Below are 24,146 nucleotides of genomic sequence, written 5' to 3'. Positions count from 1 at the left end.
CAAGAATAAAGCAATTAAAATTAATTAACAAATATAAAGAAAGGGTGTTGTGTATGTACAACAAAAAAGTAATTTCAGTTTTATTATCTACTATAATTGCAAGTTCAACTGGTTTAGGCATTACACCTAGTATTAATGTTTTTGCTGATAATAAGAATTATGAAAATAATTTAGAAAATGAAAAATTTTTACTTGATATGGGTGAATATGAAAATGATGATGGAATTCTAAGTTTTCCTGATGCAAAGGGAGTTATAAAAGAACAAGCTAATCTATTTTTTAATTTTGATGGTGAAAGTAATGTGAAAATTAGTTATATAAAAAATGGAAATAAAATGGAAGGAATAACATATGAACCTTCTCTTAAAAGTCGAGTTATAAATATAAGAATAGAAAATCAACAAGAGTTAGAAGAAGTATTAAAATCATTAGAAATAAAATGTGATGCGAATGTAAATTTCTCAATAAAATTGACTAGTGTACCAAAAGGAATTATAAGTTCAAATGGTATTGGACAAGAAGAGGCTGTAGATGGAGACTTAGGAAGTCATTTTCGTGCTGATGGCAAAGGATGGTGGCAATTAATATTTGATAAAGAGACGGAGTTAGATACAATAAACCTAACTTTTGGAAGAAAAAATGGTGCAATAATAGAAGGACTTAAGGATGGAACTTGGACAAAGATAGGTGAAGCCAATGACTACGCTATAGACCTCTATTCTAGAGAGACTCAAACTATTAAAGTAGATAAAGGTATCTATAAAGGAGTAAAAGTAATCCCTAATTTATCTGACGATAATATGAGTAGACTTTGCGAGATTTCATTTGATGAAACTGAAGCACAGCATTTTAACTATACTGATTCTCCAAGTTTAAACTTAGGCGAGCCATCTATTAATGACTCTTTTGTTACTTTTCCAAGTGCAGTTGTAAATGGATTTGATAAATTGAATCTAAAGCTTGAATATTCGACACCTATAGGAACTGAATATAAAGTTAATGGAAATAAGATAAATAGTGATGAAAAAGTGGTAATTACAGAGGCATATGATAGAAAAACAATAAATGAAATACTAAAAACATTGAAGTTAAATACAAAAAACCAAAAAGTTAAAATTGATGTAAGCCTTGTAGATATGGAACTAAAGAAAACTTTTCCTGATGGAACGGTTACAACAGGAACTTATTATGGTGCAGGTTATCCAGCGAATGTGATTGATTGTAATGTAAACACGTATTGGAATGCTCCTAGTGAATCTGGAAATATCAATTTCAAATTTCCAAGTCAAACTAAAGTTGATACTATAAAATTAAAAGTATCTCCATCAACAACCATAAAAAATCAATACACTATAACTGGTAAGAAAGGAGGGTCATCAGAGGTAATTGGTCAAACAGTTGAAATAGTGAAAGGGAATGAGATGAATACAGTTGATATCCCTATTATAAAAAAAGGTGATTATGATGAAATTAATGTAAATTCGTCTTGGATAGCTACTGGAGGATTAGGAAGTGCTTGGGCTACTATACATGAAGTTATATTAAACTCTAATTTAGAAGAAGAACTTGCTTCAGATTCTGTAACAGTAGATAAAATTGAAAGTATGTTAAATTTAGAGCTTGGAGAAAAGAAAGTAATAAATAATAAAATCACATTTCCTGATGCTAAGGGAAATACAGTCGGATTTGGTTCTAGTATAGTCTTTGAGCTCAATGATGTAGAAAATCAGGATACGTCTATAAAGTATCAATTAAATGGAGAGGAAATAATAAAAAAAGATAAGATTGTTAAAATAGAAATAAATTCTCAAAAGGAACTAGATGAGATATTAAAAAGCTTAGAAATTACTTTTGATGAACTTGAAGGATGTTCTTTAAAGATATTTTCAGTTTCTTCAGATGCAGATATGGAAAATTTATCTTGGCAGATTCCTAAAAATTTTGTAGCTTCAGGAATAGGTTATGGAAATAATCAACCTAGCAATGTTTTTAAAGGTAGTGTAGGATGGAACGCAGGAACTTATAATACATCAATGTATTTAAAAAATATAAATAATGTATATCTATCTGCAATAAGATATAATTCTAAAAACGCTTTAATTGTTAGGGGGAAAAATAATGGAACTTGGAAAGATATTGGCTCATTTGGGGCAAATCAATCAAATGCAAAATTCGATGTCGTTCCTAATAATTATGAAGAGCTAGAATTCTATTCATATGGAAGAGATTGGGCTCATATCTATGATTTAGAGTTTTTTATGTCTGATAAAAAAAAGGAATGTTTAAACATATCTATAGATAAAGCTAATTTTGAAATAGGTGATTTTAATAGCGATGGAAAAGGGAATATAACATTTCCAAGTGCAGCTGGCAAAATAAGTACAAATACTAGTTTAAGTATATCATTTAAAAATGGATATAATAGAAATTTAGTAACAACTTATAGTGTAGATGGCGAAGAAAAAAAAGAAAACAATGAAAATATAGTTATTAATATAGAAAATAATGAGCAACTAAAAGAAGTATTAAGTAGTCTTAAAATATCACATGATAACACATCTAATTTAGATATGTCTTTTTCTCTAAATTTCAACTCTGGGAAAAAGATTACAAAAGATATTAAAATTGAAATGGATGATAGCTTGGATATGGGTGAGATACAACATTCTGATGGAGTAATAACATTCAAAAATGCTACTGGAAAAATAAGAGATAAGGCAGATTTAAATTTTGTTTCAAAAACTGAGTTAGAAATAAGATATAGTATAAATGGCGAAGAGATAACTAAAAAGGGAAAAGATATAGTTATCGAAGGATTAACACAAGATACTTTAAATGAGCTTCTAAGAAGTTTTTCTATAAGTTATGATGAATATGAAGGTTGTGAATTTTCTATTAGCCTATTAGGTAAGCCAGTTACAATAACAAAAAATTATAGCATACCACAAGTTCAAGGTAATTTAGAACTAGATTTAGGTGACTATGAGAATGATGGAAACGGAAATGTATTATTTCCAAATGCTAAAGGCTTACTATATAGAAAAGGTAACTTAAATATAAACTTTGAGAAGGGTTTTAGTAACGATATAGAAATAAAATATAAATTAAATGACATTGAATATACTAAAAAACAAAATAGCTTATCTATAGCACTTTCTAATCAAGAACAGTTGGATGAAGTATTAAAGACACTAAAAATTAAATGTGATAGCAGCTTAGAATATAATTTAAATATTACTTTAGCAGAAGAAAGATATATTCCTTTGGGAACTACATCAGATAAACCAGAAGCTTTAACAGGAGGCTGGTATTCTGGAAAAGGTGGAAATACTGCAATAATAACATTTAATTCACCATTAAAAATTAGTACTGTAAGTATATCAAAAACTTCTGGAGTAGATAATCGCTTTTATATTAAGGGGTTAAAAAATAACATATGGAAAGATATAGGTAATTTTACAATATTCTATCCAAATTACGATTATACTAAATTAAGAGAAATTGATGTACAAAGAGATAGTTATGATGCAATTTCTATATATTATGTCGTAAATAACGGATGGGGGAGTGCAAATGTTAGCAAACTTGGATTTTTAGATAAAGTCTCTACTAATATTAAAATTAAACCAGATATAAATTTAAAAGTTACTTTAGTAGATAATTTAGAAAAAGCAAAATTAAAATGGAATAGTGATTTAGAAGCATATGCATACAATATTTATGTTAAGAAAAAAGATGATAAGAGTTGGACCTTATCTAAAAGTGTGACATCAGATATTAATGAAATAGATGATTATAGTATAAAAGATTCAGTAGCCCCTTTAGTTCCAGAATATAAAATACAAGATGAATTGAAAAAAGGAATACAATTAAATTCAGACGATTTAGGAAGTGAATATTCATATTATATAAATGCAATTGACAGAAATGGAAATAAAATAGGAACATCAAATGTTGAAAATATAAATGTACAAAGTGATTTTAAAGAATTTGTTTATGAGGTAAGCAATAGTTCTACAATACCACTTGAATTAAAAAATAAAAGTAATGGTTTTATACAATTTAGAGATTTAGTAGATAAAAATTATTTATATGTAGCATCAGTTGATAATGCAGGAAATATTAGTGCTATAAAAACAATTCCAATTTTAGGTCTGTTTGTAGATGAACCTCCTGTTATAAATGTACCTGGAGATAGTTCTTTAAAAGCAAATAGTAAAATAGATGTAAATGAGGGAGTGTCTGCTACTGATGAAATAGATGGAGACTTAACAAGTAAAATTAATACTAAAATTATATCTCCTAAAGGGGAAGTTGTATCTGATATAGATACAAATATTCTAGGGAACTGGATTATAGAATATAAGGTAACTGATAGCAAGGGTCAAACTACAGAATATATCAGAAAAATAAATGTAATAAAGAATATAAACTTAAAACTTAATGTTGGAGAACTATTAACAACAAGTAAGTTTACACAATTTCCAAATGCTAAAATAGAATCTAAAGAGCAAAATGAAAAAGTAAATGGAATTAAGATGTATTTTAGCAATGAGTTTAATGATTCTATGAAAGTTCATTATACACTAAATGGAATTGAAAAAATAACAACTAATAGAAGTATAGTTATAGATGATGAATTAACCATTAAAGATGCTGAAAATTTAATTAAATCAGTAAAAATTGAACATGATAATAGTAAGAAATTTAACTTTAATATAGTTTTAAGTAGTAATGATGCTGAAAGTATAATTTATAATTATGAAAATAATCATTATTATAAATTTATTTATTCGAAGGGAATTAGCTTAGAAGATGCTAAAAAAGAAGCAAGTAAACAAGAGTTTTTAGGTAATAAAGGTTATTTAGTAAAAATAGATTCAGAAAGCGAAAAAGAAGTTTTAAGTATGTTAACAGAACAATCATTTTGGAATGAAGCATCAACAGATAATAAAGAAAAGAATGGTTTTGTAGTAGAATTTGGGATGGAAGATAAACTTCCTTCTCCAGATACAATAAATATTTTTGACTATGAAAGCATTATAAATATTGAACCTTTTAAGTCTAAACAAGATATAGTACTTAATACATTAGTAGATAAAAAAGAAAATAAAGTAATACTAGATTGGAACGATGTTAAAGATATAAGTTATTATAAAGTATTTCAAAAGAAAAATGATATAGGGGATTTTCAAGTAATTTCATCAGATAAAAATGAAAGTTATTTTGAAGATATTGAAGGAAAAGATATAAATGAACCAACAACTCCTATATATAAATTATACGATACAGGAATAAAACAGGGTTTAAAATTCGATTCTGAGGATGTTGCTTCTAAATTTGAATATTATGTGGAAGGTGTATCAGAATTTGGAGATGTAACGCATACTTCAAATAAAAAAATGGTTGAAATAAAATCTGGTCTTGAAGGTTTTAGCTATGAAGTTACTGATAACGCTACTCCATCATCAAATTTGGGGGATGTAATAAATAGTTCAGATGGATTTATTTCTGCAAAAGAATTAGCAAGTAAAAAATATATCCATATAATCTCTATAGATAAAGCAGGAAATAAGAGTCAGATAGTTACATTACCAATAACAGGATTATTTATAGACAACCCACCAGTTTTAAGAATTGGTGGAAACATATCAGTCTCACAAAATGAAGAGTATGATGTTATGAAAAATATCTCAGCAGAAGATGATTATGATGGAGATTTAACTAAAGATATAAAAGTGAGTATTAAAAATCCAAATGGTAAAATAACTGATAAATTTGATACAAATATCTTAGGAAAATGGACAATAGAATATAGTGTGAAAGATAGTAAAGAACAAGAGAGTAAGGTTATAAAATACATTACAGTAAAGGAAGATTTTGATTATTTAAATCTTGATTTAGGTGAAGCAAATAAGAAAAGATTCCTAGTTAATTTTCCTGATGCAAAAATTACAAATAATAGCAATGAATTAATAAATGGTATTAAACTTTATATAAATGAAGGATTTAATAATAGCATACTTATTAAATACAATGACAAAGGTGTAAAGAAATCTGTAAAAGGGCAACAGGTAATATTAAAAGATAAATATACTACAGAAGAAGCAGAAGAATTAATTAAATCAATTGAGATAGAACATGATAATAGTACAAGTTTTACATTTAATGTAAGATTACAAAATAATAATGTAGATGATATGGTATATAATCCCCAAAATGGTAATTATTATCAATTTGTAGAAGCGAAAAGAATAAGTTGGAAAAATGCTAAATTAGAAGCTGAAAAAATGGAATATAAGGGTCTAAAAGGACATTTAGCAACAATTAAATCAAAACATGAGTTAGACCTGTTTAACTCTTTAACAACGAAAACTACTTGGCTTGGAGCAACAGATGAGGAAAAAGAAGGTCAATGGAAGTGGGTTACAGGAGAGCTTGTTAAATTTACAAATTGGTGTTCTGGAGAACCGAATAATTTTGGAGGAACTGAACATTATATGGTGTCTATTAAAAATTCAAAAGGTTTATGGAATGACACAAACAACTCACCTGACCCATATTGGACAGACATAGAGGGGTTTGTTGTTGAATTTGAAAATGATAAAAATAATGATAGTAGCATTATATATAAATATGAAGATACTGCACATATACAAAAAATAGTATCAAATCAAGATATTGTTTTGAATTCTACAAATGATAATAAAAGTAATTGTGTTAATTTGAGTTGGAATAAATATAAAGATTCAGAATATTATAAAGTTTTTAGAAGAGAGTTGAATAGTAATTCAGATGAATTTAAAACTATCTCAGAGAGTACAAAAGAAAATTATCTTAAAGATGTAGATGGAAAAGATATAACACCTCCAGTATACGATTTTTCTTTAATATTTGATAAGGAAATGAGTTCGAGATTAGAATTTCATGCAGAAGAAGTTGGAACGACATATGAATATAAAATAGAAAGTTATGATAAAGACGATTATCAAACTGCATATTCAAATGTTTCTAAAGCTACAGTCACATCTAAGTTTAAAGGATATAGCTACATTGTTGATGAAAATCCAGATACAGAGCTTGATGATAATATTATAAATAATACAGATGGAAAATTTTCTTTTGAAAATATAACTTATAATACATATCTTCATATAAAAGCAATAGATGAGCAAGGTAATGCTACAAAAACAAAACATATTAAACTTGCTGATGAAACACATAATAATGAGCCACGAATAACTGTAAAAGGAAAAAATAGAGTTATTAAAATAGGAGAAGAATTTAATAAACTGGATGGTGTAAAAGCATATGACCTAGAAGATGGAGATTTAACAGATAAGTTAGTTGTTGAAGGAGAAGTCAATAATCAAATAAAAGGTGTATATGAAATTAAATACAGTGTTGAAGATAGTAAAGGCTTAAAATCAGAAGTAATTGTAAAAGTAAATGTTACAGGTGATATGAAGTTAAATATAGAAGAACCAAAAAAAGATGAATTGGTAATCAATTGGAATGAGGTAAAAAATGCTGTTAAGTATAAATTATATAGAACAAATATAAATGGGTATGATTTTGAAGAAAAAGGAGTTTTCAATGATACCACATTTATAGATAATTCAGCCAATGATGTAAGTTCCCCGATAATAACTTATTTAAATGAAGTAATTATCGGAGAAGAAACGAGTAAAATTGGTAGACTTACTATTTTAACTAAAAATATAATAAAATTAGCAGATAAAGGAATCAATAAAGATTCAGAACAAAATACTGAATTAAAATTATTAGCAAGAGATTTAGCATCAACATATAGATACTTCGTTGAAGCAATAGACATAAATGGTAATGTTATAAACTCTAGTGAAATTAAAAATGGTTCTGTTTCAGTTGGATTAGCAGGGTTCAATTATATAATAGACGATAAGGAAGATACAGAAGCAGCCAATTTTGTAAATGCAAAAAATGTGAGCGATATAGATATATCTAATAGTAAGTTCAAATTTCTACATGTGAGAGCTATTGACCTAAATGGAAATGTAAGCCAAACTGCACATCATTTAATAAGTAGCAAATATGATACTAATCATGTTCCCGTTATAAGGGGTGTGAACACTATAAGGGTTAAAGAAGGGGATAAATTTGACCCATTTAAAGGAATAAGTGCATATGACACAGAAGATGGAGATTTAACGTCTAAAATAGAAATTGAGGGAAAAGTAAATTCAGATGTAAATGGAAAATACCTATTAACATATAAAGTTGAAGATTCTCAAGGGAATAAAAGAGAAGTGAAAAGAAATATAATTGTATATGCTGATATGGAAATTAAAGTAACGCCAGACTTTGAAGAAAATAATTTAGTCATATCCTGGGAAGAGAACCCTTTAAAAGAAAAAGTATTTTATGAAGTTAGAAAATATGATTATGAAATTGGAAACTATAAAACTGTTGGATATACAGAAGATTTAAATTTTGTAGATAAAAATGCAAAAGATATTTATGGTCCAAAAGTAAATAATATACATGGTAGTGATATGGATACAGATGAATTAAAGGATAAAATTACACTTAATATAAATGCTAGAGATGTAGGAGCTTCTGAAAAGTATCAAGTTAGAACTAGATTAAAGGAAGATAACTTAATTCTTAGGGATATGACAAGTGAAGAAGGAAATGAATGGGGAGTTACAGGAAGTATAAGTGGAGTTGTTAAATCTTTTAAATGGAAATTAAGCAATAAAAGAGAAGATAATTTAAAAAGTGGTATGATAACCACATCTATATCTACTAATAAAATAGAATTTGAACATAAAGGATATAAATATATTCATGTTGTGCCAATTGATTCTTATGACAATGAAGGAGATATTGTACATTATGAAATTGGTAAACCACCTGCTGAGGAAGTAATTGAGCCACCTATTATAAATATAACTGGAGTTCCAATTATAAATGGAGTGAGTACTGCAACCATAATGATTGGTGATGAATTTAAAATAATGAAAGGTGTTACTGCAAAAGATTACAAAGGTCAAGATTTAACCAATTTTATCAAAGTCAAAGGATTTGTAAACAGATATGAAAAAGGTGAATATGAGTTAGTATATTCAGTAACAGATTTTAAAGGTCAAGAAACTTCAAGAGTATGTAAGATAAGAGTTATAGACTATAGTGAGCAATTACCAGATTCCAAACCAAATGAAATAAATAGTCCTCCAGAAGTCAATTTTTGGGATGAAGATTACATTTATGTAGGCGAAAAATATGGAGAAGATAGAATTTTAAATGGTATAAGAGTTATTGATGCTGAAGATGGAGACATAACAAATAAAATAACTTATGAAACTAACTTAGATATTAATGCAGTTGGGACATATGTAATACTTTATAGTGTAAGTGATAGTGATGGTAATAAAGTAAAATTTACTAGAGTTGTGTATGTCATAGAAAAAGGAGCAGATAAACCAAATTTAGGTAATAATAATGAAAATTGGCAAAATGGAAGATGGGCGAGAATAAAAACTTATAATAAATACCTAAATGTAGGAGATACATTTAATATAAAAAGTGGAGTATATGCTTATGATGATGTAGATGGAGACATAACAGCACAAATAAAAGCGTCTGGTATTGTAAATACAATTAAACCTGGTGCATACAATGTGACTTACAAAGTAAAAAATTCAGATAATAATACAACTGTAGCAGGAGCGACAATATTTGTAAAAGATGGTGGATGGGACAATAATAATGGTGAGGAACCTAATCCAAATCCAGATTGGGGTGATAATGATAATGATGATTCACATAATAATCACATTCCAACTAGACCAGACCAACCAAATCAAGATGAAGATAACGTAAATGGTGATAAGCTTCCTAATATAGATGATGATGCAGGTAAAGATGATAATAAAGATATATTCATTGACAAAGACGGAAACAAGGTATTTCCAGATGGAACAATTGAAAAACCAGATGGAACAGAAATTAAACCAAATGAAGAAGGTGAAAAACCAACTATTGATGATAATGGAAATATAATTGTACCACCAGGAGGGATAATTATATTTCCAGATGGGACAATTCAAATACCAGAAGGTGGAGCAATACTTAAACCAGATGGAGTAATAATATATCCTAAAAAAGATGAAGAAGTAAAAGACAAAGATAATAATTCTAAAGAAGAATCCTCAAATAGTATAAGTTCTCTTATAAATGATGAGAAGATAGAAAAGGAAATTGATAATAATAATATAGAGAAAAATAATCCTCCTACAGGTGATACGGGGATAGGTATATTTTGGGGTATAGGAATATTATCTACAATAGGTTTAATTTTTAATAGAAGAAAAAAATAATTAAACTATTTTATATCATAATAGTATTTAGAAGAGTTATCTTTTCAAGTAATTATCATTTTAAAACATAAGATGGTTGTGAAGTTATAGTGTTTATTCTGTATCAAGCATAATTTTTAGAAAAAAGCATAAGATATTTAATAGTAATTAAACCTAGAAGAACGTAATGCGTTCTTCTAGGGTGTTACAAAATAAAATTCAAAAATATATACTATGAATAAAATTATGTAAAGAGAGAGATCATCATGGAATTTTTAGGTACTAGAATAAGAGAACGAAGAAAAGAATTAGGACTCACAATAGAACAACTATCTGAAAAAATTGATATAGGGTATAACCATCTCAGTAATATTGAAAGAGGTAGAAAAATACCAAGTTTGAGTACATTTTTAGAACTTATAAATGCTTTAGACATATCAGCAGATATAATTCTTAAAGATTCAGTTGAGCATGTTAAACCAAATGTTTTAAATGAAATAACAAATAAATTGGAAGATTTGAATCCTGATCAATTGAGAACTGTAGAAGAAGTTTTAACTGTATTAATTAAAAATCTAAAATATTTAGAAAATAAGGATTAAAAAAGAGTTATTTTAATAAGATAACTCTTTTTTTATGTTCATCAGTTATATTGTAGTTGCTTTATATAGCCTACAATATAACTTTTTTTATGAATATTTTTAAGAGGTGATAAAAATGTTTTTCGATAAAAATGAAAGAAAGAACTTTAAAAAACAATTAGAAAGTCAACTAAATTATAATGTGATTTTAGCTAATTGCAGAATAGATGGGATAGAGTATCCTTCTATTCTATTTAAATGTAATAGACAAACAAATTGGGGTGTTGTATATGTTGATGAAAAATCAAATGAATATTTAAATAAAAAATTATATTATTGGGGAAGGTTGTGCAAATATGAAGAAGAATCAAAAGAGCTATTAATTGATACAGTTATAATAAGTGAATTTCTATCTATAGAAAAGGCAAAAGAGATATTAACTAATGGCGAGCTATATCCTAAGGAATACAGAAATAATATAGATAATGAATCATCTATACTAACAACATCAAATAATGAATAATATTGTGGAGGAAATATGTTAAATAAATTTGGAAAATACAAAATAGAATTTGTAGCTAATATTGAGGAGATATTTATTCATATAACAATTTATAAAAAACTTGTGATAGAAGAAGTATCAGAGATATCACTTTTTCAGCTAGGAAATTATAGTGAAATAAAGCTTTTGTCAGATTGTATTTATATAAACAGTAATCTGTTAGGAACTACAGTTATACAGAATAGTTTTAGACATAAGTATGAGATTAAAAAATTAATAAAGAAAAATACAATAGCTGAAGATTATATAACAAGTTTAAATGAAAGCGAGTTGTATAAATCAGTTATAGGAAATGAAGAATTTGAAATTATAAATGAGGATATAAGTTTTGTTTTTAATACTCTTAAGAAGAAATATAGTGATTCAGATTGTTTTGAATTAAATAATATTACTTATAAAATTACAGAACTTTAAAGGTGAGCAGATGAAAATAAAAACATTTAGAGGAAAATCTATAAAAAATAATCACTGGATATATGGACATTATTATTCAACAGGAGTTAATGATACTAAAATACATAAGATAGTATATAACACAGGAAAATCAGATTTAATAGATCATCATATACCAATAAAAAGAAATACGCTAGGAGAAATTACATTTAAAAAGGATTCTGATGGAACTAATATATATTCTGATGATATAGTTCATTCAATAGTATATATAGCTAAAAATGATATGAAAGACTTGTATTTTGATAAAAAATCAATAATAGGGGTAGTGAAATTTCATAATGGAAGTTGGAAAATATATGATGGTGATAGTTACTATTTATTATTTAATGAGTCAAATGAGATAACCATTATAGGAAATAAATATGATAATGAAGATTTGATAAAAAAGTATAATTTATGTACCAAGAATAGAGGTGATTTATTTGAGTGAAGAAAGTTATATTATAGACCATTCGCTAAAAGACATAAGAGATAAAATAAATTTAAATAATGGAAATATCTTTAAGGCTTTAGAAACATTAGAGAATACAAAGTATCATTTAGTACAACAAATAATGAAAAATGAACAGGTAGCTGAAAGATTAGAATTAGATGATGTGAGTAATTATTCTGATAAGTTAATCGAAGTAAATGAATATGTAGAAAACAAAAAAATAAAAATATGGACAGATATGTTGCCACCAAATTTATTTTCAGTAGAATCTTCAAGATATTATTCTGATTATAAAGAATTGATTCAACAGTTAATAATTTATAAATTAAGTGGATTTAACGAACATTTCAACAAAATTATCATAAAATATAAGTTGTATTTAGATTATCTAAAGTATGATGTTGATAACTATTTTTTTAAAACATATACAGATGCAATTATGAAATCTAATTTAATCAAGGATGATAATTTTGAGCAAGTAAAAATACTAATGACTGGTGAAAGTAGTGAAAATATAGGTCTAGAAATAACAATTTATAATCAAGATTTTTCCTTAGAATATGTAAATGAGATTTGTATATTATAATGAGTTTTTTAATATACAAAATGATAATTTTTCAATATTGAAAAATCGCATTTTTCAATATTGAAATACTTATTCTAAAAAAGTATTGAATTTCAATACAAAAAAAAGGAGTTAAATGTAGTATTTGCAATGCTTTCATGAAAAAATTTCCTGACAAAATAGGTACAGATTTAGGTATGCTAACAAAAAAAGCTGAGATTTGTGTACCGATAAAATCTCAAATAACTTTAAAAAAATTTGCTAGGAAATTGAAATAAAAAAGAGTTATATTTCAGATAAAAAAATTTGAATAAAGAAAGGAAAATTATACAATTGGGTGATATAACAATTAAAGAACGAGATCTAGAATGCTTAAAATTATTAAATGAGTATGGATCTGTGAAAAGAAAGTATTTACATAAATTTTATGAGTTAAAAGACCCAAAGAATAAATATTCTAATCAGTATAAGTATGCAAGAATAAATAGACTTAAAGAAGAACAATATATTGAGGAAAATAATAAAATGTTCACATTAGGTAATGAAGGTCGTATCTATTTAAAATTGCTTGGGGAAAAAATTCATTATAAAAATTATTTGAGAATGGAAAAAAGAAGATTTTTAGCAGAGATTCATGAGTTATTGTATAGTTTTAAAAATTTCAAAAAAAGATTAGGACGTTCACAAATACAGAATGGTAAATATATAAAAGATGGAACAGAGTTTATAAAATTATTTTATGGGAAAGTTATTGGTAATAATGACAAAGAATATTTTGTATATAAAATAAAAAGAAATTCAAACAATTTTTATATTAAAAAAGTTATAAATGAGATTAATGATCTAATGATAGAAAATGTAATTATATTCTTCGAAAATGAAGATAATTTAAGATATTATAAATCAATAGACATTCAAAAAAAATTTATCAAAAAAGAAATATTAATGAGTTTGAAAGAGGATTCATTTAAAGTATTAAATTTAATTTCTGATGATATGCTCAATAATGAAAATATATTTGATTTGCTAAAGAGCAATATCAATATAAAGTTTATAAATAACTATCTCTATATAAATAATATAATAACATTTAATTTTTTAGAAAATGATTTTGTAAAAGAGGAACTAGTTAATTATTTTATACAGGAGCAGACAATTGATAGTTGTTATATCCTATGCTTTGAACATCAAAGAGATAAAGTAAAGAATGAATTTAAGAATGCAAAGATAGTTAGTCTAGATATTAATTCTATATACAAATAAGGCATTAAATACCCATTTAAAGCTATTTTATAAATGTTTCTAATCTTTTACATGATGAATAGCTAATTAACTAAATAAATCCAATTTATTAAATACAATATTCAGATTCTATAACTGAATATTGTATTTTTTTTAGGAGGTGATTAAATTATCAAAGATTTATCTAATTTTAAGTAATATATTAAAAAAGATACCAAGAAGTAGTCAAAAAAAGTATTTAGCACTTATAGCTACAATAATATACATGGAAGCTCCTATTGTAATTATGATTAGAGAAGGATTCTTTAATGTAAATTTATTAGAGCTATATTTTTCTCCTATTAAAGTTTTGTTTAAGTTATTTAATTTCCAAATAATATTTACACTTATAAATCTTAATATAACTTTCTTAATATTTGGATTCATAATAAGAGCCATATTCATTGTAAATAAATCCGGTTCTTTTAATTTTGAGGAGAAAGAGAAAAAAATAGATTGTGCAAAAAATTTAGGGACATATGGAACTGCTGAATGGATGGGAAGAGGCGAAATTAACAAATTACAGGATTATATTTCAATTAATACAAATGAAGGTATAATATTTGGATATTTTAGGGGTACAAAGGATATAATCACCTTGCCTAAAAATACATTCAATAATCGAAATGTAGCTGTATTTGGAAGTTCAGGTTCAATGAAGTCTCGTAGTTTTGTTATTCCAAATATTTTAAATCTCATTCGCTCAGAAGAAAGTATGTTTATAACAGATCCAAAAGGAGAGCTTCTTAGAAAATGTTCTAGTATATTAGAAAAGTTTGGTTACATAGTAAAGGCATTAAACTTAAACAATATTGAATGCTCAAATCAATGGAACATATTATCAACTGTAGAAGATGATATGAGTGCTATAACATTTGCACAATCAATTATGCTTAATACAAAAGAAAATAAAAAAGCTGGAGGTGATTTTTGGGAAAAAGGACAAGAAAATTTATTAAAGGCATTAGTTTTATACATAATAAAAGAACTTCCAGAAAATGAAAGAAATATGACTTCACTATATAGTTTTCTAACTGCAAAAGATGCAGCTAAAAAACTAGAAATGAGATTTAAATTTCTTAGAGAAGACCATATTGCGATTCAGCCATATAATATATTTTTAGAAAGCTCTGAAAATACTAAAATAAGATCTGGAATGATCTCTGGATTAGCAACTAGATTACAATTGTTCCAGTCTAAAAAATTTAAAATGCTTACCTCAGAAAATGAGATAGACTTAGGGCTTCCAGGAAGAAAAAAATGTGCTTATTTTGCTGTTTTACCAGATTCACATGCTTCATTTGATTTTATGGCCTGTTTATTTTTTTCTATGGCTTTTATAAAATTGATATCAATAGCAGATAGAAAACCAACAGGAAAATTAGATAAACAAGTAAATTTCATATTAGATGAGTTTCCTAATATAGCTCAGATTCCTGACTTTGAAAAGAAAATGGCTACAATACGTTCAAGGGGTATAAATGCGTTTGTAATATTTCAAAATATAACACAACTTCAAAATAGATATCCAGAAGGAAAATGGGAAGATATTTTAGGAAATTGTGATAATCATATATTTTTGGGATGTAATGAAAATACAACTGCTAAATTTATCTCAGACACTTTAGGTTCTATGACTATTAAAGATTTTTCAGAAAGTAAAGATAAATATAGTTTTAATCCATTAGAAAAGAAAATATCCGAAAAATATGTAAAAAGAAATATTTTAAATATGGATGAGGTTAGAAGGATAAATCCGTTTCATTCTATATTAATGCTAAAAGGGCAAAATCCTATAAAAATGAGCAAGATGGATTACACAAACCATGAACTTAGTGATGAAATGGAAGAAATACCAATATATTATATGCTCAAAGAATGGTCCAAAGAATTCCATAAAGATTGGCTATATTCTTTTAGAGATGAAATAACAATTGATGAACATATGGAAGAAGATATGAAAGAAAGAAATATAAAAGCTCTTCAAGAGTTAGATATGTTGATAGCAGAATGTGAAAATAAATCTTTTGAACAGAGTAATTTTAATACCAATGAATTAAGTAATCAGATATTTAATATAAAATCTATTAGTAATGAAACTAATCCTGAAAAAGATATAAAAATAAACTTAGAAAAAAGTAATCTCATACAGGATGAGTATAATTTAGAATTTTATGAGTATGAAGCACAACAAATAATATTAGAAGAAGAATATTATAATGAATTAGAAATACATGAAGATAAAGGGATTTCTAATGAAAGAGATTTAGTTGTAGAAGATGTTGGAGGAGATATACATATAAATATAGCTCTAAACAATGAAGAAGATGAAAATGATGATATAGATATAGAAAATAAAAAAGAATTGATGTCTTTATCTATGTTCAACAAATAAAAAACTTGGAGGATAAAAAAATGGAAGAAATAAGAATAAATGAGGAAACAGTAAAAATAGAGGAAAGTAATGAAGTTAGAAGTATCGAGCTTCCAGATTCAGAGTTGATACAATTTATGGAGAAAGACAAAATAAATGAAATTGAAGAAGTAAATGTTGATAGTACAAATGTAACTACTAAAGAAGAAAATACATTAATTGAACAACCTAAAAGAAGAAATAATTATACTGGAGAAAGACAAAAAATATCTGAATATAGAGATTTAATGTATCAAAGATATATTGATACTTGTGTAATACAATCTGTAGAAAGAGAAAACAAAAATGGTGATATATATGCTTGTGCTTACAAAGATGAATTAAAGATAAAAATACATGTAGAAGAAATGGATTTATATTTACCTTTATCTGTTAGAAAATTGGAAGGGAGTCAACTTATAGCTGCTAAAGTAAGAGGTTTAAGAAGAATGGTTGGTTCTACTGTATCATATTTGGTAACATCTATAGATGAAGAAAATGAGGTTGTTTATGCTTCTAGAAAAAGAGCATTAGAAATATTAAGAAAAGCTAGACCTCATAATGTAAATGATATTGTATTAGCTAAAGTTATAGATGTAAATGATTATTATGCTGTGACAGAATTTGATGGCCAAATAGGTACTATTGGAAAAAGAGATATATCTAACTCTAGAGTTTATAGAATACAAGATTACTTTGAAATAGGCGATGAAGTAAATTTAAAGATATTAAAATTAGATGAAGAAGGATGCTTTTTAAGTAGAAAAGAACTTGAAGAAGACATATTTGATAAATATATTATTGATAAAAAATATTATTCAGAAAGAGGTGTATATATAGCAAAGATAAAGGAGCTTTCAGAAAAACTAATATATCTTGAACTTAGAAGAGGATTAACTATAGCATGTAATTATCCTGTAAAAAGAAATGTTAATTTAGAAATAGGAAAAGAAATAACTGTATTATTAAGAAAAATAGATAAAGAAAAGAAACAATTATCTGGTCGTATATTTTAGATAGTTCTACTTAGAGCTATCTCTTTTTAATTAAAACAATGTATATAGAAGGTGGGAATATAATCAATGTTAAAAAGCTATTCAGTGGATGAATATATTAAAATACTTAGATTTTGTACATCAGAACAGCTTATAAGACTAGATCCAAAAGATATAGAAAATGTAACTCCCAAAAGTAAAATCAAAAAGATTAATAATATAAAAAAATTTGCATTAAAAAGAGGGCAAAGAATTATAAATCCAGGATATAGTTTTTATTATGATAATGAGAATGATATTTTTATAGATGTATTAGCAGACCAGGATAAAATTAATCAAGACGAGTTAATATTAACTAATGTATATATAGAGTTTAAAAATATGATGAATATATGTTATTTCAATAAAGATAATGGTGTTATTCCAAGGATATATTTTTACCAACTCTATAAAAACAATGATGAGGAAGACTTGAAAAGATTTGATATTATTTATTGCAATCCTTCAGAGCAAAATCTAGTAGAAATATTAATTCAGACAGAAGAAGATATAAAAAATATATTAATAGTTTTAAATGAAAATAGTCTTACCAGCTATCGAGAATTTAAATTATTTAAAAATAAAATGATTGCATTTGTCTTAGTAAAGGATAGAAGATTACTATTAAGTGATAAGCTATCTGATATAGTACAAAAATATAATAATTATAATAAATGCAAATGATATAAATTATTGGTCAATAAGTTTTATTGGCCAATAATTATGAATAGGAGCTTTTATGAGAAAGTATAGAGACATTTTTTTGATAACAATCATACATACAATATTAATTTTGACATCTACGTCGTTAGTAACTATAATAACAAATAGAGTTACTAATGTGTATGTGTATTCGGTTTTAAATATAGTACTATTAGTACTAATATATTACAATATGTATGTTTTAATATATAAGTTCCCAGTAGATATCATTAAGATTAAATATAAAAATAATAAAAAGAAAATTACACACTACATAACAATACTACTTTTTATAATGGTTACAAATTCAATACTACTAAGTAAACTTGAAAATACTTTTTTAAATTTAAGTCTATATTCTGTACTCCCGAAATTAAACTTAATACTTGATACTTCATCTAAACTTATCATTTATTTATTATCTTTATTTATTCAGACTTGTTTAATTGCTCCTATCGCAGAAGAATTAATTTATAGGAAATTTATATTAAATAATCTACTTGATAATTGTAATGCTTTCAAGTCTATAATATTATCTTCTTTTTTATTTAGTATATATCATTTAAATCTATTACAAGGCATCAATGCAATGATAATAGGTGTCTTTCTAGGCTATTTATACCATAGGACTTGTTCAATTAATATATGTATCTTATTACATTTTATTAATAATTTTATTAACTTCATTATTTTGACAATCTATATTACATAAAAAATCTTTAGTTTTTCTAAAACATTTTAAAATATGACATTTATGCTATAGAACAAGTTAATAATATGCATGAAGTTATTGATTTAGTTGACATTAAGAATAAAGACTCAGAAGATATAGCCATTCAATGCACAGTAAATATATGGTAATAATTGGATTTGATTATATAAAATTATTGCTGTAACATTTAATTAAATAAACAAATGATTGGGGCGATAATTATGTATTTGAGAAGATTATCAAAATCAGAATTAATTATAATGAAATTTATTTGGAGTTTAGATACAGGGGTAAAATCATATGATGTTGTTAATTATATGAAAGAAAAATATAGCTGGTCAGAAAAAACAACACTAAAGACTTTGTCTAAGTTATCAAATAAAAGATTCTTATATATTCAAGAAACAAGTCAATGTACATACTATACAATTTCAATTAAAGAAGATAAGTATTCTGAATTTATATCGCAAAAAATACATAAGCTCTTAGGGTGCAACTCTATAAAAAGCCTTTTAGTGTCATTATTTCAAGAAGAATTAACAGATGAAAAGTTAACCTCATTAGAAGAGTGGGTAAAAAACTGGGAAGAAGATGACTAAAAATTTCACCTATACTATTCTCTAAACACCAATTTAAATATATCTAGTAAAAAAGCCCTCATAATCTAAATAAATGGATTGTAAGGACTTTAATTCTATTATAAATAATAATCAATATATCTAGCCATTTGATGAATTTTTATTAGTTCTATACTTATGTTTTAAATTAATAGCAATTGCTATTGCAGTTGCTATTGCAAATTCACTTAATATTATACTTGGATTCCATATTTCAAAGTAGAAGTGGCCAATAATATAGATAGAGAATGCAATTAAATATATTGCGAGACAACTTAATACAATAAATCTAACCCTATCATTTTTTCTTTCCTTTTCGACTAACTGTTGTTGTTGCTTCTCTAAAATTTCTGTTCTAATTGATATTTCATCTATTTCAGATGGTTTCAAAAGATAATCTATTGTAACATTAAATATTTCACCTAAAGCTATTAATTTTTCTGTTTCTGGTATTGATTGACCTGTTTCCCATTTTGATACACTTTGTCTTGACACACTAAGCTGCTCTGCTAAATGTTCCTGAGATAAATTATGTGCTTTTCTTAATTTTAAGATTTTTTCAGATATATCCATTTTTCTCCTCCTCAACCTTTATACTAAAATCTTAACAAATACGCAGGTTGCATACTATCAATTTGACTATATTTTTTGTCAACCTTGAGTTGCATCCCTGTAAAATAAGTATTTTTCTTAACTTACAGTATTCATAAAGTAAATCAAGTGCTATTTTAAAACTCTATAATGTGAATTCCTACAATAATATTATTTTCAAAAAAAAATTATATTTGCCCCATATTATATATGAGGTGAAATAATGTATTTTTTTAATACAAATAAAAATAAGCTGCTTGTCAGCAAAATTAAAAGGAGAGATAAAATAATGGAGTATTTTGATGAATTATTAAAAATGAGTGATTGGAAAAGGTATTTACCACCTTATGTGTATTTAGAGGATTATAGAGATGCATTTAAAGAATATTTTATATCTAATTATCCAGGAGATGTATCAGAAAAAGTTTTTGTAGCAGAAATATTAGAGTGTGAGATACGTCATAAAGAACCATTTGAGTTTAATAGATATTAGCCAATTGGAGGAAGAGGTATGAATATACAAAATGTAGATAAAGATGCGTTTGATCGTATTGTAAAAAATAATATTATAGGTTTATATCTGTATAAGGATGATAAATACTATATCTGTATAGACAACTCATTAGGCAAACTTTGGATGGAAAAAAAGAAAACTGAGAAAGAAGCTTTAGACTGGCTTAATGATGAAGATAATAGTAAATATCAAATTTTAGGTGAAGAACCTATTACAATCCGAGATCCTCGTTTACCCAAACTTACAGCTAAACAATCAAAGATTATATTAAGTATATTTGAGGAATATTTTAAACAATAGAATAATTAGGAGGAATATATAATGATACTAGGAGTATATTATTCAAAACCTAGACATTGTTTATATGTTAATATAGACAATAATAAAACCAATTGCTTTTATGACATAAAATTGAATCACTGGAGCTCAAAAAGAATAGAAAAAGATAAGGTCCTTTTAAGAAAAATATTTGATTTTTGTGGGGTAGAAAGTTTAAAAGAATTTAAGTGTATAAGAAAAAATATCTATAGTAAGCAATATAAAAATCAAGTGTTTATAGATAAATTTCATGAGATTAAACAATATGATATGGATAAATCTACATACAATTATGCTCTAACATTTGCTATAGAACTTGTAATGAAGGGTATAATTAGAGATGATGAGATTAAAGACCTAGAAAAACTTAGGGTAGATTATTTAATAAACTCTTGTAATAGACTGTTTGATATGATTAATTATAATAATCTAGAATCATACCAGAAATTAATATCTATATATATTAGTAATCTTGAGGAATTAGGATTTAATACTAATGAGTTTAAAAAAAAGTTAAAAAATATAATTAAAGATTGTAGAATAAAATATCTTTTAAATTCAATTACTAAATATTGGGCTAAAATAAGCAATTTAGATTTTATTAATCTAAAAGATGCTAAGGAATATGATATCATAATAGAAGAACTCTCTTTCTTAGGCTATGACACTAAAGAACTTGAAAAAAGATGTGAAAGAATTTTAGAACATAAAAAAAATGAAAAATATGAATTTATGAAAGACAAGGTTGTATATTCAATAAATATAAATTCTTTTATACTTGAAAGTAAAGTAAATACACTAAATAAAATAGAAAATTTTATAATCAACTCAGGTATAGATAAGCACATAAGAGAAATTAGTGACAGTGAATATGATATAAAAGTATACTTAAAGGGATTAGATTTATATAACAGAAATTATGAACTTCTTGAAACTGGGATTACAAAAAATCTAATCAAACTGGATAACATGCCTATAATTTTAGATTTACTAAATAATACTGTTCTAACACTACAAAAAAAACCTTCTGAGTTTTATATAGCAAAATGTAATGAATATGGACAAATAGAATCATTTCTTTTAAAAACAATTCCAATAAATGATAAAAATTATACATATGATTTTGGGACATATGACTTTATACCTGGGTATTATATCATAAAATATGGAGATAAAGAATCTATATATAAATATGATAGTACAGAATGGTTTAAAGTAAAATATATACAAACATATGTTTTGGATTTCAACTATATACCTTAAATAAACATGCATTATAGTGTAGCTAGATTAATAGCAATTAAAAATAAGCTGCTTGTCAACAAAGTTAATAGGAGATAATAATATGAATGAAAATAAGATAAATACAATAGCTGAATTAGTAAAAAAAGCAATGTTAGAAGATGATTATATAAATGTGAATGAATATCTTTACTTGCAAAAAACATGGAATGGAAAAACAAGTAATAGCGTTTGCATTACTTTATATGATGATACAAATATATATCTAAGAATGACAGAAAAAATTAAATATATTAGTATTGATAGTTGCAAGTATGGAGATTGGGAAGATTACAATATAGAAACTATTTATGAATATGAAGATACCATAATTAAATGTTTAATAGGTTATATGAGTCAAAATAATTTAGAAGTGTAAAAAGTTAATTTATTTAACTTTTTATACCTATTACAATAACAATTTTACTAATAAGAGTTATAATTAAAATATAAAAAATAGGAGTTGTTTTAAATGGATAAGACAAGAACTTTAAATGACTTAAAAAAAAGAATCTTAAATGAAATGTTAGATAGGCACTATTATATGGTAAAGTCTATGTTAAAATTCATTTCAATGGATAATTCGATTGATAAAGGATATGCAGATAGTCTTTTTAAATATGCAAGCATAAAAAGAATGAAGTTTCTATTAGCTTCATGTATTGAAAAATTAAAAAATATTAATGAGAAAGACGAAGAAGCTAAGCATATTATTCTTATTGCAATCGAAACTAGTCTAGATGAACTAGGTGACCTTATATTGATTAATTATGATATTGAGAAAATTAAAAATGATTTAAAAGATGATATTGATTCTAATAATATTATTTCAATATCAGATATTGAGAAATATGAAAAAATCTTTGAAAAAGAATTTAATAATGTGTGTAGCGAATATGTAGGAAAAATAGAAAATGTTATCAAAAGAAATAGAGAATTTTTAGATAATAATATTGTATATGTTAATTATTTTAATAAAAATTCATTTTGTTTAGATAGAGACAAGCATAAATCTATAAATGAAGATGACTACCATACTTTATTTGGTGTATTGATGGATACTAAAATATGTAAACTATCAGAATCATCAACGAATGAAAATAAATTTGAATATAAAATAAATTTGAATAAATTGAAGAAATACAATATAAAATATGAGATATTAAATAAGGAGTTTGTTAAAGCTATTGAACTAAAAGAGTTCAATGATATTCCATATGAATTAAAAAAATTAAATGGACAGACTTTTAAATCAATGCCTGGCTATTATGTTGCTAAATGTGATGAAAATGGTGAAATAATTTCTTTTCTAACAACAATAATAGATAGATCAAGAAGTGGTGCAACAGTAACATATGAATTTGAAAAATATGAATTTGAAGATGGCTATTATGCAGTGAAATATAGTGATGGAAGGTATGCTAATAAAGAAATTTATAAATATTGTGATGGAAAATGGTATAGTGTAATTTACAATCAAAATATAGTTTATGAAAACTAATTTGTTAAATTAAAAAATATTGTAACAAAAAAGAGTTGTAAATATAATATATTTACAACTCTTTACATAAAACTAATTTAGTATAATTTAAACAACTTGCAATATAACTATAGTTTAAGCATAGAATTTTATAACTAACATAGTATAATTTAAACAAATATTATGCAATTTAAGCATAAGGTTTTATAACTAACATAGTATAATTTAAACAAAATATTATGCAATTTAAGCATAGTCTTTTATAA

At 25.4% G+C, this 24,146-nt stretch carries 19 protein-coding genes; 17 read left to right on the top strand and 2 right to left on the bottom strand.

All coding sequences use genetic code 11. The features are described 5' to 3' along the window. The first annotated feature begins 53 nt into the window (after nt 1-53). From ACTG48_RS21120 to ACTG48_RS21075, 10 genes are all read left to right on the top strand, one after another. A complete protein-coding gene (locus tag ACTG48_RS21120; RefSeq protein WP_172693313.1) occupies nt 54-10,361 on the top strand; it encodes an immunoglobulin-like domain-containing protein in 10,308 nt (3,435 codons plus the stop codon). A 245-nt stretch (nt 10,362-10,606) separates the two neighbouring features. Beyond that, nucleotides 10,607-10,942, top strand: coding sequence for a helix-turn-helix domain-containing protein (locus ACTG48_RS21115; protein WP_021383376.1), 336 nt, complete (start codon nt 10,607-10,609; stop codon nt 10,940-10,942). Between the two features lie 115 nt (nt 10,943-11,057). Then, nucleotides 11,058-11,444, top strand: a complete 387-nt coding sequence (locus tag ACTG48_RS21110; protein ID WP_172693312.1) for a hypothetical protein — start codon at nt 11,058-11,060, stop codon at nt 11,442-11,444. A gap of 15 nt (nt 11,445-11,459) precedes the next feature. Then, nucleotides 11,460-11,897, top strand: coding sequence for a hypothetical protein (locus tag ACTG48_RS21105; protein ID WP_021383343.1), 438 nt, complete (start codon nt 11,460-11,462; stop codon nt 11,895-11,897). A 10-nt stretch (nt 11,898-11,907) separates the two neighbouring features. Then, on the top strand, nt 11,908-12,369 hold the full coding sequence (locus tag ACTG48_RS21100; RefSeq protein ID WP_172693311.1) for a YopX family protein: 462 nt from the start codon (nt 11,908-11,910) through the stop codon (nt 12,367-12,369). Then, entirely contained in the window at nt 12,362-12,958 is a 597-nt protein-coding gene (locus tag ACTG48_RS21095; protein ID WP_172693310.1) for a RusA family crossover junction endodeoxyribonuclease, read from the top strand. The genes ACTG48_RS21100 and ACTG48_RS21095 overlap by 8 nt, the downstream gene beginning before the upstream one ends. A gap of 378 nt (nt 12,959-13,336) precedes the next feature. Continuing rightward, nucleotides 13,337-14,200 (top strand): hypothetical protein, encoded by an 864-nt coding sequence (locus tag ACTG48_RS21090; protein WP_131793141.1) that lies wholly within the window; start codon nt 13,337-13,339, stop codon nt 14,198-14,200. Between the two features lie 139 nt (nt 14,201-14,339). Beyond that, complete coding sequence (locus ACTG48_RS21085) at nt 14,340-16,613, top strand: VirD4-like conjugal transfer protein, CD1115 family (RefSeq protein WP_172693308.1); 2,274 nt, start codon at nt 14,340-14,342, stop codon at nt 16,611-16,613. 20 nt (nt 16,614-16,633) lie between these two features. After that, nucleotides 16,634-17,647: a S1 RNA-binding domain-containing protein gene (locus ACTG48_RS21080; protein ID WP_102822225.1), complete on the top strand. Its 1,014-nt coding sequence runs from the start codon at nt 16,634-16,636 to the stop codon at nt 17,645-17,647. A 66-nt stretch (nt 17,648-17,713) separates the two neighbouring features. Continuing rightward, complete coding sequence (locus ACTG48_RS21075) at nt 17,714-18,349, top strand: hypothetical protein (protein ID WP_102822224.1); 636 nt, start codon at nt 17,714-17,716, stop codon at nt 18,347-18,349. 288 nt (nt 18,350-18,637) lie between these two features. Here the strand turns inward: ACTG48_RS21075 and ACTG48_RS21070 are convergent, their stop codons facing one another. Next, the gene (locus ACTG48_RS21070) at nt 18,638-18,778 is read right to left on the bottom strand and encodes a hypothetical protein (protein ID WP_228846498.1); all 141 of its coding nucleotides are present in this window, start codon (nt 18,776-18,778) and stop codon (nt 18,638-18,640) included. On the opposite strand from ACTG48_RS21070, the gene ACTG48_RS21065 reads away from it, so the two are divergent. Next, a complete protein-coding gene (locus ACTG48_RS21065; protein WP_420314849.1) occupies nt 18,750-19,079 on the top strand; it encodes a CPBP family intramembrane glutamic endopeptidase in 330 nt (109 codons plus the stop codon). The genes ACTG48_RS21070 and ACTG48_RS21065 overlap by 29 nt on opposite strands. 221 nt (nt 19,080-19,300) lie before the next feature. Beyond that, a complete protein-coding gene (locus tag ACTG48_RS21060) occupies nt 19,301-19,678 on the top strand; it encodes a BlaI/MecI/CopY family transcriptional regulator (protein WP_021383393.1) in 378 nt (125 codons plus the stop codon). Between the two features lie 120 nt (nt 19,679-19,798). Here the strand turns inward: ACTG48_RS21060 and ACTG48_RS21055 are convergent, their stop codons facing one another. Continuing rightward, nucleotides 19,799-20,269, bottom strand: coding sequence for a helix-turn-helix domain-containing protein (locus ACTG48_RS21055; protein ID WP_172693306.1), 471 nt, complete (start codon nt 20,267-20,269; stop codon nt 19,799-19,801). A gap of 307 nt (nt 20,270-20,576) precedes the next feature. Between ACTG48_RS21055 and ACTG48_RS21050 the strand changes: the two genes are divergently transcribed. From ACTG48_RS21050 to ACTG48_RS21030, 5 genes are all read left to right on the top strand, one after another. Next, nucleotides 20,577-20,780, top strand: a complete 204-nt coding sequence (locus ACTG48_RS21050) for a hypothetical protein (RefSeq protein ID WP_172693305.1) — start codon at nt 20,577-20,579, stop codon at nt 20,778-20,780. Nucleotides 20,781-20,798: 18 nt separating this feature from the next. Next, on the top strand, nt 20,799-21,101 hold the full coding sequence (locus ACTG48_RS21045; protein ID WP_172693304.1) for a hypothetical protein: 303 nt from the start codon (nt 20,799-20,801) through the stop codon (nt 21,099-21,101). Nucleotides 21,102-21,122: 21 nt separating this feature from the next. Then, nucleotides 21,123-22,382 (top strand): hypothetical protein, encoded by a 1,260-nt coding sequence (locus ACTG48_RS21040; protein WP_021383369.1) that lies wholly within the window; start codon nt 21,123-21,125, stop codon nt 22,380-22,382. Between the two features lie 82 nt (nt 22,383-22,464). Further along, nucleotides 22,465-22,779 (top strand): hypothetical protein, encoded by a 315-nt coding sequence (locus tag ACTG48_RS21035; RefSeq protein ID WP_172693301.1) that lies wholly within the window; start codon nt 22,465-22,467, stop codon nt 22,777-22,779. Nucleotides 22,780-22,872: 93 nt separating this feature from the next. Further along, on the top strand, nt 22,873-23,901 hold the full coding sequence (locus tag ACTG48_RS21030) for a hypothetical protein (protein WP_172693300.1): 1,029 nt from the start codon (nt 22,873-22,875) through the stop codon (nt 23,899-23,901). The last annotated feature ends 245 nt before the right edge of the window (nt 23,902-24,146 follow it).

This window comes from Clostridioides sp. LIBA-6822 (genome assembly GCF_056688955.1).
Note: the sequence above shows the minus strand (reverse complement) of the source record. Positions and strands in the feature narration are given on the sequence as shown.